At 63.0% G+C, this 15,341-nt stretch carries 14 protein-coding genes; 8 read left to right on the top strand and 6 right to left on the bottom strand.

Translation table 11 applies throughout. From position 1 onward, the window contains the following. Positions 1–23 precede the first annotated feature (23 nt). From IB263_RS25815 to IB263_RS25830, 4 genes are all read right to left on the bottom strand, one after another. The gene (locus IB263_RS25815) at positions 24–698 is read right to left on the bottom strand and encodes an HAD family hydrolase (RefSeq protein WP_083523538.1); all 675 of its coding nucleotides are present in this window, start codon (positions 696–698) and stop codon (positions 24–26) included. A gap of 113 nt (positions 699–811) precedes the next feature. After that, positions 812–1,483, bottom strand: coding sequence for a metallophosphoesterase family protein (locus IB263_RS25820; protein WP_110818870.1), 672 nt, complete (start codon positions 1,481–1,483; stop codon positions 812–814). A 214-nt stretch (positions 1,484–1,697) separates the two neighbouring features. Further along, complete coding sequence (locus IB263_RS25825) at positions 1,698–2,069, bottom strand: hypothetical protein (protein ID WP_060601375.1); 372 nt, start codon at positions 2,067–2,069, stop codon at positions 1,698–1,700. 142 nt (positions 2,070–2,211) lie between these two features. Continuing rightward, positions 2,212–3,924 carry a phosphoethanolamine transferase gene (locus tag IB263_RS25830; protein WP_060601378.1) on the bottom strand — a complete coding sequence of 571 codons (1,713 nt, stop codon included), beginning with the start codon at positions 3,922–3,924 and terminating at the stop codon, positions 2,212–2,214. A gap of 270 nt (positions 3,925–4,194) precedes the next feature. On the opposite strand from IB263_RS25830, the gene IB263_RS25835 reads away from it, so the two are divergent. The 8 genes from IB263_RS25835 (at position 4,195) to IB263_RS25870 (ending at position 13,432) form a co-directional block, all read left to right on the top strand. Beyond that, on the top strand, positions 4,195–4,869 hold the full coding sequence (locus IB263_RS25835) for a response regulator transcription factor (protein ID WP_034799630.1): 675 nt from the start codon (positions 4,195–4,197) through the stop codon (positions 4,867–4,869). Next, on the top strand, positions 4,866–6,224 hold the full coding sequence (locus IB263_RS25840) for a HAMP domain-containing sensor histidine kinase (RefSeq protein WP_060601380.1): 1,359 nt from the start codon (positions 4,866–4,868) through the stop codon (positions 6,222–6,224). The genes IB263_RS25835 and IB263_RS25840 overlap by 4 nt, the downstream gene beginning before the upstream one ends. Positions 6,225–6,393: 169 nt before the next feature. After that, the gene (locus IB263_RS25845) at positions 6,394–7,560 is read left to right on the top strand and encodes an HPP family protein (protein WP_060601381.1); all 1,167 of its coding nucleotides are present in this window, start codon (positions 6,394–6,396) and stop codon (positions 7,558–7,560) included. Between the two features lie 180 nt (positions 7,561–7,740). Next, a complete protein-coding gene (locus tag IB263_RS25850; RefSeq protein ID WP_060530327.1) occupies positions 7,741–8,442 on the top strand; it encodes a CerR family C-terminal domain-containing protein in 702 nt (233 codons plus the stop codon). Further along, on the top strand, positions 8,439–9,446 hold the full coding sequence (hlyD, locus tag IB263_RS25855) for a secretion protein HlyD (RefSeq protein WP_192439241.1): 1,008 nt from the start codon (positions 8,439–8,441) through the stop codon (positions 9,444–9,446). The genes IB263_RS25850 and hlyD overlap by 4 nt, the downstream gene beginning before the upstream one ends. Then, positions 9,443–11,173, top strand: coding sequence for an ATP-binding cassette domain-containing protein (locus IB263_RS25860; RefSeq protein ID WP_089043787.1), 1,731 nt, complete (start codon positions 9,443–9,445; stop codon positions 11,171–11,173). The genes hlyD and IB263_RS25860 overlap by 4 nt, the downstream gene beginning before the upstream one ends. Continuing rightward, complete coding sequence (locus IB263_RS25865) at positions 11,170–12,318, top strand: ABC transporter permease (protein WP_060518183.1); 1,149 nt, start codon at positions 11,170–11,172, stop codon at positions 12,316–12,318. Before IB263_RS25860 ends, IB263_RS25865 begins: the two co-directional genes overlap by 4 nt. Before the next feature lies 1 nt (position 12,319). Next, positions 12,320–13,432, top strand: a complete 1,113-nt coding sequence (locus tag IB263_RS25870) for an ABC transporter permease (RefSeq protein WP_192439242.1) — start codon at positions 12,320–12,322, stop codon at positions 13,430–13,432. Here the strand turns inward: IB263_RS25870 and IB263_RS25875 are convergent, their stop codons facing one another. Together IB263_RS25875 and IB263_RS25880 are read right to left on the bottom strand one after the other, a co-directional pair. After that, positions 13,433–14,035, bottom strand: coding sequence for an alpha/beta hydrolase (locus tag IB263_RS25875; protein WP_192439243.1), 603 nt, complete (start codon positions 14,033–14,035; stop codon positions 13,433–13,435). Positions 14,036–14,190: 155 nt separating this feature from the next. Beyond that, complete coding sequence (locus tag IB263_RS25880; RefSeq protein ID WP_192439244.1) at positions 14,191–15,120, bottom strand: VOC family protein; 930 nt, start codon at positions 15,118–15,120, stop codon at positions 14,191–14,193. Positions 15,121–15,341 lie beyond the last annotated feature (221 nt).

A 15,341-nucleotide genomic window follows, 5' to 3' on the forward strand; every position in this document is an offset into this window, starting at 1 on the left:
CTCCCGTTCTCATCGACGGGTTTTCAAGCGGTCCGGCGCAGTGATACCGTGCCGTCTGTTGCGCGCTCCACCGCGATGTCGTGGTAGCGGGCAAGCGTCATGTGCGGCGTTCCCTCGGCGGCCGCATGCGCACCGGTGACGACGACGACATCGGCCCCGGCTGCGAGCCCGGCCAGAATTCCGGCCGGTGCGTCCTCGAACACCAGGCAATCCTCCGCACGCACGCCCAGCCGCTCGGCCGCCATCCGGTAGCCCTGTGGATCGGGCTTGCCGATGGAAACATCCTCACCGGTGATCATCAGTTGGGGCGTCGGAATGCCGGCGGCCGCGAGACGGCGCACGGCGAGATCCAGCGGCGCGGACGTCACGATCGCCCACCTTTCCGGCGGCAGAGAATTCAGGAAATCAACCGCACCGGGGATCTCGACAATACCTTCAACGTCGGCGATCTCGGCCAGCGCCAGGTCGTAGGCTTCCTTCTCCGGATCAATGTCCGGCAGCTCGAGATTGCGGATCGTATCGACGGCGCGCACGCCATGTACGGTTTTGGTAAACTCGACTGGGTCGAGACCATTGCGCTCCGCCCATGCGCCCCAGACACGCTCGACCACGGCCATGGAGTTCAGCAACGTGCCATCCATATCGAACAGGAGGGCAGCAAAATTCTTCGTGAAAACGGATGAAGGCGCGGCGTCCAAGGCAATCCCCTGAGATGATGAGACGGGCGGCAAAGGCTTCGCCCAGCGGAGAAGCCACACCTACTACCGGAGAGCCGCCCGCACAATGCCATTTACGCCGCCGATGCTAACGCTCACTCGACGCGCCAGGCAGCCTTGCTCGCCGTCAGGAAGTCGATCGGCCCACCCGCCTGATCGTCGTCGAAGATGGCGCAGGAGAGGATGCCGCTGAACACCGCGCCGGAATCGACATTGGTGCGGTTTCCGACCGTGCGCGGATTGGCCGTGCTCGGCGTGTGGCCATGACAAAGGTGCCGGCCCCAGTACTCGCCGGAATAGTCGTCGGGCGGCCGGATCCAGAGGAAAACCCCGTCGTCCTGCTGTTCCAGCGGCCGCGTGTCGTCGACGCCCGCATGAACGAAAATGCGAAAGCGCTCGACCAGGATCGTCGGCAGCTCCTTGATCCATTTCAGGTGCCGCCCGGGAACCGTGCCGTCATAGGAGATCAGCGTCTCGCGGCCACCGTTGACCAGCCACCAGTCGACATCGCTTTCACCACTGCTGGCACCCCAAAGCATTTCCTCGTGGTTGCCCTTGAGGGTCAGCCAGGTCCAGCCGGGCTTCGTCGGACCAGCCATGATCAGTTCAATGACGGCGCGGCTGTTCGGCCCCCGGTCGATCAGGTCGCCGAGAAAGATCACCCGCCCCGTTGGCGCATAGTCTTCGATTTCATCCAGCAGCGCGCGCAGCTGGTCGAGGCAGCCGTGAATATCGCCGACGGCGAACGTCAGATGCCGGACGGCCATGCATTCACTCTCCAAATTCCGATAGCGGGCGCCGGCCGGTTCGAGGCCGAAAATATCGCCAGATCAAGGCGCTATAACATGCCTTTTGCGGAAAGGATGCAAGATGCCGCGGCCGCGACGCGGACCCGTGCGACAATTAAGAACGAGGGCCGCCGTGTAAGGAGCGACGGGCAAAATGCCCGCACTCGGGAGCCACTATTGTGCCGTCCTGATGTCAGCGTCGGGAATGGCCCTTGGCGATGGTCGAGCTGGCGATCGACACCGGGTCGCTTGCCGGAAAAGTATCCTCGAGCCCTTCGTCGAGTTGCTCTTCCATCGCATCGCGATCATGCGCCCGGCGCGCGTTCGGCAGGGTGCCGCGACGCACCCCTGCCTGGTCGCCGGCGGCCGCGACCGTTTCGTCGGCCGCAATGGCCGCATGCAGAATTTCCTTTGCCTTCGCGATCGCGTTCAGCCGGTTGAGGGATCCGGACTTGTCCTGGGGACACATCACTGTCACCACCTCATCGCCGTCGCCTATGAATTCGACGGTGAACCCTGAGCGACCGGCTCTTTCGGCTGTGACCTGCAGGCCGACGATGCGCATCGAACCTCTCCTTCCTTGGGCTGTCCCGAAGGGCCGAGGCCGCGTTGGCGGTCTCTGCCGTGGCGGGAACGAAATCGGGGTGTGTGTTCAAGGAAGCGTCGAGGCCGGGTTTTGTTCCGACCGTGGACAAATTTACGGGCCGTTAAAGGGCGCCTGGAAACCCTGAGGAACGCACGGGGCTTGCCGGCAAGTCGTTGGTCGTATCCGCGGCCTGGAACGCCGACCCGCCGCCCGGCTTCTTCGTGCAACTCGCAAAGGCATCAAGGCCCGGCTTGTAGACCTTGGTCTCGACATTCATCATGCCGAGCACGGTATGAAACAGGTTGTCGTGGGATTTCGGCTGCGCCGTATCCTTGGCGAGGCACGCCGTATCGACACCCATTGCCGCCTGGTAGGGCTTCGAGAACCACGCGATAAACGGCACCTGCGTCTGTTCGCGCGGGGCGATGGCATAGGGCGCGCCGTGCAGATAGATGCCGTTCTCGCCGAGCGACTCGCCGTGATCGGACATATAGATCATCGCGCCGGCGATCTGGTCCTGATGCTTTTCCAGCAACCGGGCGACACTCGCCACCACGTAGTCGGTGTAGAGGATCGTGTTGTCATAGGCGTTCGTGATTTCTTCAACCGAACACTTCATCAGTTCGGGCGTGCGGCAATCGGGCGTGAAACGCCGGAACTTCTCGGGATAGCGCAGGTAATAGGACGGTCCGTGGCTGCCGAGTTGGTGGAGTACGATCACGCTGTTCTTCTTGGTCGCCGAGAGCTTCTTGTCGAGCTCGCCGAGGAAGATCTCGTCCAGGCATTCCCCATTCTTGCAGAGCGGGCTGTTCTTCTGGTCGGTCATGCTGGCGAAGTTGATGAGATCGGCAATGCCCTTGCTGCCGGTGTTGTTGTCCCACCAGGTGGTCGAAACACCGGCGCGCGTCAGCACGTTCATGAGGTTTTCCGTCGAGCGCGCCTTCCAGTCGCTGTACTCATCACGCGGGTAGACGGAGAACATGCAGGGGAGCGACGTTGCCGTCGCCGTGCCGCAGCTCGTGGTGTCGGTGTAGTTGACGACGCCCAGAGCCTTGAGTTCCGGATTGGTCTCGCGCCCATAGCCGTTCAGCGAGAAGTTCATCGCGCGCGCGGTTTCGCCGGCAACGACGACGACAACGACGGGCTTGCCGGCAGCGGCAATCCGCGCACCCTGTCGGGCATCGGTTGCGAGTGGCTGCACGACGATGTTGCGCTGCTTATAGGTCGAGGATGCATATCGCACGGCAGCCGAAACCGGCCCCGTCGGGTTGAACCGCTTCATCAGGTCCTTGTGTTCGCGGATCACGTAGGCGACGTTTGCAAAGTTCGCGTAGACCAGACCCCCGCTGACGAGGAGGCAGGGAATGATCACCGCCAGGTTGACCGCAGCATTCGACAGGAAGGGCCGGTAGCGGAGCTTGAACCAGATCACCAGCAGCGACGGAAGTACCCCGTAAAGCAGCAGATGCGTCGCCAGACTGCCGGTCAGGAGGTGGCTGGCTTCGGCCTGCGTCGTCACCGCCGCGTTGCCGATCATGTCCTTGTCGATGATGACGCCGAAAGTATCGATGAAGTAGGAGGCGGCGGCCGATACCATGATCAGGAAGATCATCACCGGCTTCATCACATATTTGACGGAGGCCAGCGTCAGGCCTGCGAAGGTCAGCAGACACAGAGCCGCGCTGAAAGACAGACGCGCCGTGAGGGAATCGTCGAAATAGGCGACCGTGTGTGTCCAGAAGGATTTGTTGGTGGCAAGGAGCAGATAGGCACTGACAAGAGCGCTGAGCGCAATACTGCCGATTTCGGGGCGGCGAATACCTGAAAATCTCAAAACTGTAGTCTCCTGCGGTGACTGCAAGAGCGCCTGGGAAGGGCGTTGCAGGCACGGGCATTCAATCGAGATGGAGGCCGCGTGGCGGCCACCTGCTAGGTTGCAGCCTCCCCCTCAGCCGTTGAGATACGACGGACAAGCTGTCCAAACCCCGTCAAGATTGCTCATTGTTGCGCCGATACGCGCGCTGGTAGGTGTCGCGCAGGCAGTTGGCAGTCCCGGCGAAAGCCCATATGGTCGGCGGTGGCCCTGTAATATCGAGACGAATCAATGCGCCTGCTCCTGGTCGAAGACAGTCCGCGACTGGTTGAACTGGTCGGTGAAACCATGCGGGATGCGGGCTGGCGCCTCGATGCGGTTTCAAGCGTGGCCGATGCCGAAACGGCGATCGCGGCGCGCGAGCATGACCTGGTGCTGCTTGACCTCGGGCTGCCCGATGGCGACGGCCTGTCGCTGCTTCGCCGCGTCCGCCTGGAGTATCCCGGGCTGCCGGTGCTGATCATCACGGCCAAGGGCTCTGTCGACGAGCGCATCGCCGGGCTCGACGCCGGGGCCGACGACTATCTCGTAAAACCGTTCCACCATCGCGAGCTGCTGTCGCGCTGTCGCGCGATGCTGCGGCGCAATCCCCAGGCCGTACAGCCGGTACTGGAAGCTGGGACATTGCGCTACGACCCGGCAACCGCCGACCTCACCTGCGACGGCACGGTGGTGCCTTTGCCGCCGCGCGAGCGGTCGTTGATCGAGATCCTGATGCGCGAGGTCGGTCGCGTCGTGCCGAAGCGGAAGCTCGAAACGGCCCTTTCGGAATATGGCCAGGAAGTCACGCCCAATGCCCTGGAACTGGCTGTTTCAAGGGTGCGCAAACGCCTGCAGCCGCTCGATAGCGGCGTTCAGATCGAGACGGTGCGCGGCATCGGCTACCTCCTCAGGCAAGCTCCATGAGGAGCCGAAACCCTTCCCTGATCGGTATCGTAGCCCGCCGCATCATCGCCTTCTCGCTGTTGGCCATGGCGATCCAGATCGGCGTCGTCTTCGCCGACTACTGGTTCGACGACGACAAGCTGAGCGTGCTCATGCTGCAGCAGGAAACCGAAAACCTGATCGAGTATGTCCAGGTGCGCGACGGCGTGGCGCGTTACGAGCCCAATCGCGACGTGCGCGAACGCTATCTCGACCGGTCCGACGACAACGGCGCGATTTTCCTGCGTATCCGCACTGCGTCCGGCGAGATGATCCATTCGAACTGCACGGCCGAATGTGCCCAGCACTTCCTGCCGCTCAACGTCGACGCGCCGCAATTCTGGAAACGCCTGATCGCGCCGGGCAAACCTTTCAGCGTTGCCGGCGGCCAGACTTTCGAACGGGGCGGCCTGGTCGTCCTGGTCGAACTCGCGATCCTCAACGATCCGAACGGCTTCATGTACGGCGCCTTGCTGCACGAGATGTTCGATTCGATGATCGTGCCGATGACGCTAATGTTCTGTCTCGTGATCGGCGCGACGATCTGGTCGGTGCGCAGCGCCTTGCGGCCGGTCGCCATGGCCGCGCAGGCCGCCGACGCCCTCGACCCGCGCGACAGCAATGCGCGCCTGCCGTTGACGCGGATGCCGCAGGAAATCGCCCGTCTCGTCACCGCAGTCAATCGGATGCTGACCCGGGTTGCCGATCTCATCCAGTCGCAAAAGCTGTTCTCGTCGTCGATCGCCCATGAAATCCGCACACCGGTGTCGATCGCCAAGATGGAACTGAGCCGCATCGACGACCCGCGGGCGCGCAATGCGGAGCGCGACCTGGACGCACTCACCCATATTCTGGAGCAGTTGACCTCGCTCGCGCGCGCCGATGCCGTCGATCCCTCCGCCTACCAGCGCACCAGCCTGTCTCAGATCGGCGCCGCCGTTGCGGAGGCGATTGCACCTTTCGTCTTCGACCACGACAAGTCCCTCGAATTCGTAGACGAAGGCACGCCACAGATAACCGCCATTCCGGCGCTCGTCGAAAACATGCTGCGCAACCTCATCGAGAACGCCGTCAAGCACAACCCGCCGGGAACCCGGATCGTCCTGACCTGTGGCCCCGGCCCGGTCGTCTCTGTCGAGGATGACGGCAAGGGGCTGATAGACCTTCCGGAGCACAACGAAGACCTCGGCTATGTAAAAAGCTCCGGGCAGCTCGGCCTCGGCCTGAAGATCGTGCGGCGTATCAGCGAATTGCACCAGGCAACCGTCGCGGTCGATACGACGCCTGGCCGTGGCACCCGGTTCTCGATCGATTTTTCCGCCGCCCTGTCGGGCTGACGAGCCCGACGACAGGGACAGCACGCGCCCGCGTGTGCATCGCACATTTTTTAGGCGCGATGCATATATTTCAATCCAACGCCGGTTTTTGGATGCGGATTTCATGCCCAATGCTGCGCCATGTGCTAATGGCGTGCCCAAGTCCGTACCTCCCCTCCCGAGAGGCTCCATGTCGAAGGCCCGCGCGTACATCAAGCGTTTCATCCCATCGCTCGTTCCGATCAGCCATCTGGAACGCCTGCGTGCGTCTTTGGGCGCTCTTCTTGGCATCCTGCTTACCGGCTTGATCAGCAGCTATGCCCTCGGGGCGGGCGCCAGCCTGCCGCTGCTGATCGCGCCAATGGGCGCCTCGGCCGTCCTTCTCTTTGCCGCCCCGGCCAGCCCGCTCGCCCAGCCCTGGTCGATCGTCGGCGGCAACACCATCTCTTCGCTGATCGGCGTGACCGCGGCGTTGCTGATCCCGGATCCGGTCGTCGCAGCCGCAGTCGCCGTCGGGCTCGCCATCGCGATCATGCTGCTGCTCGGCTGCCTTCATCCGCCGAGCGGGGCGGTTGCGCTGACCGCCGTGCTCGGTGGCCCGGCGATCCACGAGGCGGGCTACTGGTTCGTCCTGTCTCCGGTCGCCATCAATTCGGTCGTCATCCTCTTGATCGCGCTGGCGTTCAACAACGTGACCGGTCGCCGCTACCCGCATCTTGCGCAGGCGCCGACGCTGCATGGAACGAGCGACCCCGCGCCGACGCACAGGCTCGGCATCGTACCCGAAGACCTGCAGGCCGTTCTCGCCCAATATGGTGAAGTGGTCGACGTCAGTCCCGAAGAGCTCGACGCGTTGATCCACCAGGCGCAGATCCGCGCCTTCAACCGCCGCTCCGGCGAAATCACCTGCGCCGAGATCATGTCGCGCGACGTCGCCACGGCCACGCCCGAGACGACCTTGCGCCAGGCCTGGCAGACCCTGATCAATCATCACATCAAGGCGCTACCGGTCGTGACTGAAAAGGACGGCCTCGTCGGTATCGTCACGCAAACCGATTTCATGAAACACGCAATGCTCACACCGCAGGGCGGCATCCGCCAGCGGCTCGGAAACGTTATCGGTTTCGGGCCGAAAACACCACGGCTCGTATCCGACATCATGACCCGCAAGGTGCAATCCGCCCTGCCGGAAACCATGATCGCCAAACTCGTGCCGCCGATGTCCGACATGGGGCTGCACCATATGCCCGTGGTCGATCCGGATAACCGACTGCTCGGCGTCGTCACCCAATCGGATCTCATCGCCGCCCTCTTTCAGCGCCGCCTCGAACGGGGCGAAGAGCGCGACGTCGCTTAGGCCAAAAGGTTCACCGGAGGTTCCTCGCCCGCAAAATAGAGCGCCACGGCAAAACCGGTGTGCGCCTTTGTGCGACTTGCATTCTGCAACACGACCTCATCGATGCAAGGCATGTCGTCATCCGTCACGTAAATTCATTCGATTGACTTATTCAATGGAATGATGTAATTTCAGTATGTCATGAAAAAAGAAACCTCGCCCCGTCCGACCAAGCAGGACCGCGGAGATGTCACCCGCGAGAAACTGCTGACCAGTTCCATCGACGTCTTTGGCCGCTACGGCTTTGACGGCGCAACCACTCGCATGCTCGCCGAAACGGCAGGCGTGAACCTCCAGGCAATCCCCTATTACTTCGGCGGCAAGGAAGGCCTCCATATCGCCGCTGCGGAGCACCTTGCCTCGATCATCATCGACCACGTCGCAGACCTTCGAAACGCGGTTCTTGCTCGCCTTGCCCACCTCGACAGCCAAGGCCAGCCGTTGGAACCCCAGGAAGCCCGCGACATGCTCACCCAGCTGGCGCAGCACATGGTCGCCCTCTTCGTGAGCCGCCAGTCCGAAAGCTGGGCGCGCTTCATCATCCGCGAACAGATGGAGCCGACGGAAGCCTTTGAGCGCGTCTATTCCAACGTCATGGGCCCGATGATCGGCATGGCCGCCAGGCTGGTTGCCACCATCCTTGGCGAGCCTCCTCAATCGGAACAGGTGCGGCTGAAAACCCTGTCCTTCGTCGGCAGCATCCTGGTCTTCCGCATGGCCCACGCAGCCGTGCTTCGGCAGATGAAATGGCAGGCGGTCGGTCCTGACGAGCTCGACCTCTTGCGCCGACATGCTGCCGAGCTGGTCGCGACCATTGGAAGCAAGCGGGAGGACCGGTCATGAACAAGCCGGCAGTAGCCCTTGTATTGCTTGCCGGAGCCGCGGCCAGTGCCTGGTGGTTCGACGTGCCGCAGCGGCTCGGCTGGATCGGCACGGAGCAGACCTCGGTGCTCTACGGCAATGTCGACATTCGGCAGGTTTCACTCGGCTTCCGCGTCAGCGGCCGCATCGCAAGCCTTGGCGTCGACGAAGGAGACGTGGTCAAGCCCGGGGACGTTCTGGCGACGCTGGACGCCGTCCCGTTCGAGCAGGCGGTCGCCGCGGCGCAGGCCGATCTCGGTGCGCTCAGGGCCAACCTTGCAAAACTGAGGGCGGGGGCACGCCCGACCGAGATCGCCCAGGCGCGCGCGACCCATGAGGAACGTCTGGCCGATCTCGAAAACGCCAATCTCGCTTATGAACGCGCCCGGCAATTGCGCCCGAACGGCACCATCTCCCAGGCCAATCTCGACGAGGCGAATGCCAACAGGGCGGCAGCGGCAGCGCGCGCCACCTCCGCCCGCGAGGCCTTGGCGCTCATCGAAGAGGGAAGCCGGATCGAGGATATTGAAGCCGCCCAGGCGCAGGTGCTTGCCGCCGAAGCCAAGCTCGAAAGCGCCCGCACCTCGCTTGCCGATACCCAACTGTTCGCGCCGAGCGCCGGCACGGTCCTGTCGCGGGTGCGCGAGGCTGGTGCCATCGTCGCGCCTTCCGACACCGTCTACGTCGTCTCGCTGAACGAACCCGTCTGGGTGCGCGCCTATGTGGCGGAACCGGACCTTGGCCGGGTGCATCCCGGCATGGCCGTCGAGGTCACGTCCGACAGCGCCCCGGACCACCGCTACAAGGCGAAGGTCGGGTTCATTTCACCGGTCGCCGAATTCACGCCCAAGTCGGTGGAAACGCCGGAACTGCGCACCGATCTCGTTTACCGCCTGCGCATCGTGGTCGACAAGCCGGGCCCCGATCTCCGGCAGGGCATGCCCGTGACCGTGCATCTGCCGGAAAAGGCTGGAGCCGCGCAATGAGCGACGAGGTGCCGTTCGTTCGCATCGCGGATGTGGTCAAGCGCTTCGGCGATGCCCCGCCGGCGCTCGACCATATCGCTGGCGAAATCTTGGGCGGGCGGATCACCGGGCTCGTCGGCCCGGATGGCGCCGGAAAGACCACGCTGATCCGTCTGATGACCGGGCTGATGGTGCCGGACGAAGGCAAGGTCGAGGTTCTCGGTTTCGATACGGTGGCGAATGCTGCCGATATCCAGGCGGCCATCGGCTACATGCCGCAACGCTTCGGCCTCTATGAGGACCTTTCCGTTCAGGAAAACCTCAATCTCTACGCCGATCTGCGCGGCCTGCCGCTTGGCGAGCGCGCAGCGACCTTCGACGAACTGCTCGAATTTACCGACCTCAAGCGTTTCACCACCCGCCTTGCCGGCAAGCTCTCCGGCGGCATGAAGCAGAAGCTTGGCCTTGCCTGCGCCCTGCTGCGCAAGCCGAGGCTGCTTCTCCTCGACGAACCGGGCGTCGGCGTCGACCCGATCTCGCGCCGAGATCTCTGGAAGATGGTCGAAAACCTGACGAAGGAAGGCATCGGCGTCGTCTGGTCTACGGCCTATCTGGACGAGGCGGAGGCCTGCGACAGCGTTCTGCTCTTGAACGAAGGCAAGCTCCTGTTCACGGGCAGTCCCGCCGAATTGACCGCCAGGGTTGCCGATCGCGTCTTCAAGGTTTCCGGCATTACCCATGGGCGGCGCCAGAAGCTCGCAAGCTATCTCGACGACGACGATGTCGTCGACGGGGTCATCCAGGGCGAAGCGATCCGCCTGGTCATGAAGCCAGGGACCAAACCGCCATCCCCGGGCGGACATTCGTCCGCATCGGGCGTGGCGACCACCACGCCACGTTTCGAGGATGCGTTCATCGACATGTTGGGCGGCGGCCCCGGCGGCCGCTCCAAGCTCGCGGAAACCCAGACCCCCTTCCCGACCGACGACGAACGGCCGGTCATCGAAGCGCGCGGACTGACGAAACGCTTCGGCGATTTCACCGCCGCGGATGCGATCGCCTTCGACATACCACGCGGCCAGATCTTCGGGCTCTTAGGCCCGAACGGCGCCGGCAAATCCACGACCTTCAAGATGCTGTGCGGGCTGTTGAAGCCCACAGCCGGCGAAGGCCGCGTCGCCGGTTTCGATCTACGGCGAGACGCAGCGGAAGCACGCAACCGGCTGGGCTACATGGCGCAAAAATTCTCGCTCTACGGCGATTTGAGCGTCGGCCAGAACCTCAGCTTCTTTGCCGGCGTCTACGGTCTTGCCGGCGCGCGCAAACGCGAACGCATCCAGTTGATGACGGAAATCTTCGGCTTCGCCCGCCTGCTCGACATGTCGGCGAAAGATCTGCCGCTCGGCCTCAAGCAGCGTCTGGCACTCGCCTGCGCCGTATTGCACGAACCGGAAGCGCTGTTTCTCGACGAACCGACCTCCGGCGTCGACCCCATCACCCGGCGCGAATTCTGGACCCACATCAACGGCCTTGTCGAAAAGGGCGTCACCGTACTCGTCACCACCCACTTCATGGACGAAGCCGAATATTGCGACCGCATTTCGCTGATTTATCGCGGCCGGTCGATCGCGCTCGGCTCACCGGACGAATTGAAGGCGCAGGTCGCTAGCCCCGAGCTTCCGGACCCGACGATGGAGGATGCCTTCATCGCTCTGGTTCAAGGCTCGGAGGAGAAGGAGGCCGCATGAGCGCGCGCGCCGCAACGACCGAGGGCCGGGCCACGAGAGCCAGACGCTTTGCCGCGTTGGTGCGCAAGGAAAGCTATCAGATCGTTCGCGACCCGAGCAGCATCCTGATCGCCTTCGTGCTGCCGATGATCCTCCTGTTTCTCTTCGGCTATGGTGTTTCGCTCGACACGACGCAGACCCGCATCGGCCTCGTCGTCGAAGAAGAGGCCCCGCTGACGCGCGATCTTGCTGCGGGATTTCAGGCCTCGCGTTATTTCACGGTGGCGGTCGGTCGGGACCGCCGCGAGTTCGAGGAAGACCTAGTGCTTGGCCGGGTCCGCGGCATCGTTGTAATCCCCAAGAGCTTCGTGGCCGACTACTCGGCCGGTCGGCACCCCGCCTTGCAGGTGCTCGTCGACGGCTCCGATCCCAACACCGCGAACTTCGTCCAGAACTATGCGCAGGCGACCGTAGCCAATTGGGAGCGCCAGCGGTTGAGCGACAGCGCCGGCCGGCCGCCGGCGATCTCGGCCGAGCAGCGCTTCTGGTTCAACCCGGAGCTGACCAGCCGGAACTTCCTGGTGCCGGGCTCGATCGCCATCGTCATGACGCTGGTCGGGACGCTGCTCACCTCGCTCGTCGTTGCACGTGAATGGGAGCGCGGCACGATGGAGGCGATGATGGCGACGCCGGTTTCGGCAGCCGAACTCCTTGCCGGCAAGCTGCTGCCCTATTTTATTCTCGGGCTCACCTCGATGACGCTCTGCGTCCTCCTTGCCGTCTTCCTCTTCGGCGTTCCTTTTCGCGGCTCGGTCGCAGCGCTCTACGCGCTGTCAGCGACTTTCCTGATGCCGGCGCTCGGTCAGGGCCTGTTGATTTCGGCGGCGACCAAGAACCAATTCCTCGCCTCGCAGCTCGCGCTGATTTCGGCGTTTCTTCCGGCCTTTCTGCTTTCGGGATTTCTCTTCGAGATCAATTCGATGCCGACGGTCATCCAGTGTATCACCTTTATCGTGCCGGCGCGCTATCTGATCCCGAGCCTGCAGACGGTGTTTCTGGCTGGCGACATCTGGCCGATGTTCGGCAAGTCCATTGCCGCCATGCTCCTGATCGGCAGCGTGTTCTTCGCGCTCGCCGCCCGCAGTACCCGCAAGAGGATCGGCTGACATGTGGTGGACGAGACTGAAGGCCCTGATCGTCAAGGAGTTGCTGGCGGTGCTGCGCGACCCCAAGGGGCGCACCGTGCTGATCGTACCGCCGATCCTGCAGCTTCTGGTGTTCTCCTACGCTGCGACGCTGGAGGTCACGAATATCGACGTGCTGGTGCTGAACCGCGACAACGGCCACTGGAGCCAGGATCTGATCGAGGGGATCGACGGCTCGCCAACCTTCCGAAGCATCCGCTTCACCGACAGTCAGCAGAAGGTGCGCCTGGCGATCGACACCCAGCAGGTCATTGCGGCGATCGAAATCGGCCCCACCTTCTCGCGCGATATCGAGGCCGGCCGGCCGGCGGAGGTGCAGGTCATCCTCGACGGCCGCCGCTCCAATGCGTCGCAGATCGTCTCCGGTTATCTCGGCCGTATCGTCGGCACGCTTGCCGCCGAGACGCCCGCCGGCAAGCGCATGGCATCGGGGGCGGTCACCGTCGTTGCCCGCAACTGGTTCAATCCAAACCTTACCTACCAGTGGTTCATGGTTCCGAACCTCGTCGCCAGCATCGCATTGTTGATCGGTCTTATTGTCACGGCGCTATCGATCGCGCGCGAACGGGAGCTCGGCACTTTCGATCAACTGATGGTCTCGCCGCTTCGAACCCACGAGATCCTGATCGGCAAGCTGATCCCGCCGATGATGATCGGCCTCTTCCACATCACCATTTACATCCTGGCGGCCGTATTCATCTTCGGCGTGCCGCTGCGCGGCTCGCTGCTTTTGCTCTACGGCAGCGCGGTGTTCTACCTCGCCTCCGTCGTCGGCCTCGGCCTGTTCATTTCTGCCCTGTCGATGACGCAGCAGCAGGCGATCCTCGGCGCGTTCCTGTTCATGGTGCCGGCGATGCTGCTTTCGGGTTTCGCCACGCCGATCGAGAACATGCCCTCCTGGCTGCAGCCGATCACCTATGTCAATCCGCTGCGCTACTTCCTCGTGATCGTGAAGGGCGTGTTCCTCAAGGACATTCCGGCGGTCGAGGTGGCGCGACAGACGATCCCATTGTTTCTGATCGCCATCGTCACCCTCTCGGCCGCCTCCTGGCTCTTCCGTCGCCGGCTGGAGTGATCAATCCTTCAGGAAGCGCGCGATCGCCGCGATTTCATTCTGGCGGATGTCGTGCCCGGCCGAATGCCACTCGATCTCGCTTGCCGCGCCCTGCCCCTGGAAAAAGTCCGCGAGCGCCTGGGTCAGCGGTGCCGGGCAGATGGGGTCACGCTCGCCGGCGGTGATCAGGACGCCACGCCCCTTCAGCCCCGCACTGTCCTTCGGGCGGAACGGGATCAAGGGATGCATCAGCACCGCCTTGTCGAAAACACCACCTTCGATCAGCACATTGGAAAGGATGTTCGCGCCGTTGGAATAACCAAGGCCGATCACCTGAGAAGCCTGATGCTCCGTAGCCAGCGCCTTGACGAAGCCCGTCATCTTTTCGGTGGCGCGAGCAAGGTCGGCCATATCGTAGACACCCTCGCCGGTGCGCTTGAAGAAGCGTGCGGCGCCAAATTCCGAAACGTCGCCTCGTGGCGAAACGATCGTCGCGTCGGGCAGCAACTCGGATGCGAAAGTGAAGAACTGGTTCTCGTCACCGCCGGTCCCGTGGAACACGAAGAAAATCGGCTGGCCGGGCTTTCCGGCCTTCAGCTTGTGAACATAGCCATGATCTACCATTTTTGTCTCCTGGGGCAGGCCTCCGACGGGTCGAAGCCTCGTGCGAACCTGCCTGATTTCAAAGCGTTGGCTTCACGGTTTCGACGAAACTGTGAACCGACCTGTGCAAGATCGGGTAGCGAAGGCTCGCCGCGGCGGCGAGCCTTCTTGGCGTCTTAGTCGATCTTCTGCAGGTGATTTTCGAGGATCGGGCGCAGGTGCTTGTGCTGCTGCGGCAGCTTCAGCGCCTCGCCGAGATGGGCGAGGTCCTCGTCCCGGTCGAAGCCAGGCTCGTTTGTCGCGATCTCGAACAGGACGCCGCCCGGCGTGCGGAAATAGATCGCCCAGAAGTAATCGCGGTCGATGACCGGCGTCACCTGATAGCCCGTGTCCATCAGTGCCTTGCGCACCTCGAGTTGCTTTTCGCAGTTATCGACCGCGAAGGCGATGTGGTGCACCGAGCCTGCCCCTTGCGAGGCGCGGCCGATATTCGGCATCGTTTCGAGGTCGATGACGCGGGCATCGTTGCCGCCGGGCACGATTAGACGAGTTACACCATCCTTGCGGTCAAGTTCTTCGTAGCCCATGAACTTCAGAAGTTCCGCCGTCGCACCTTCGTCACGCAGGCGCAGTGCTGCCGAATGGAACCCGCGGATCGCATGATCAGCGGAAATGCCGCCTTCCGTCCAGGGCGTGCGCCCATCGTCCCTGACCTCGACAAGCGCAAAGCCGTCACCATCAGGACCGGCAAAGTTCAGGCGCTTTTCACCGAAGGTTTCTTCATCCTTGAGACCGGTGGCGCCGAGCGTCGCCAGCCGCTCTTTCCAGAAACCGAGCGAACCTTCGGGCACGGAGAAGACGGTGGTTCCGACTTCGCCAGTACCGGCGCGGCCACGCGGCATCTGCGGGAACGGGAAATAGGTCATGACGGTACCAGGCGTGCCGGCTTCGTCGCCGTAATAGAGGTGGTAGACATCCGGCGAGTCGAAGTTGACCGTCTTCTTGACACGGCGCAGGCCGAGCGACTTGGTGAAGAACAGGTTGTTCTCGCGCGCATCGTCCGCCATCGAGGTGACGTGATGCAGACCCTTGATCTGATTGAGCATTGCCGTGATCCTTTCTTCCGGCGCCACCGGGCGCTCCGTTGGGTCTTAGATGCGCCTATCCGCTTCTCGGCGAAAGACGGCCGCAACCAAACGCATTGTCAACAGATCGTTGACGACACCTAAAACTCGTCAACAGAAGCGAGTTGCAGCGGCGACTTGTGAGCCCTCGCCCCGATGCTTAAGATCGGCGGGCGGCATCTGCTGCAACGACGCGAGGAGGG

The sequence above is a fragment of the Ensifer sp. ENS03 genome (assembly GCF_014852035.1).
GTDB lineage: Bacteria > Pseudomonadota > Alphaproteobacteria > Rhizobiales > Rhizobiaceae > Ensifer > Ensifer adhaerens.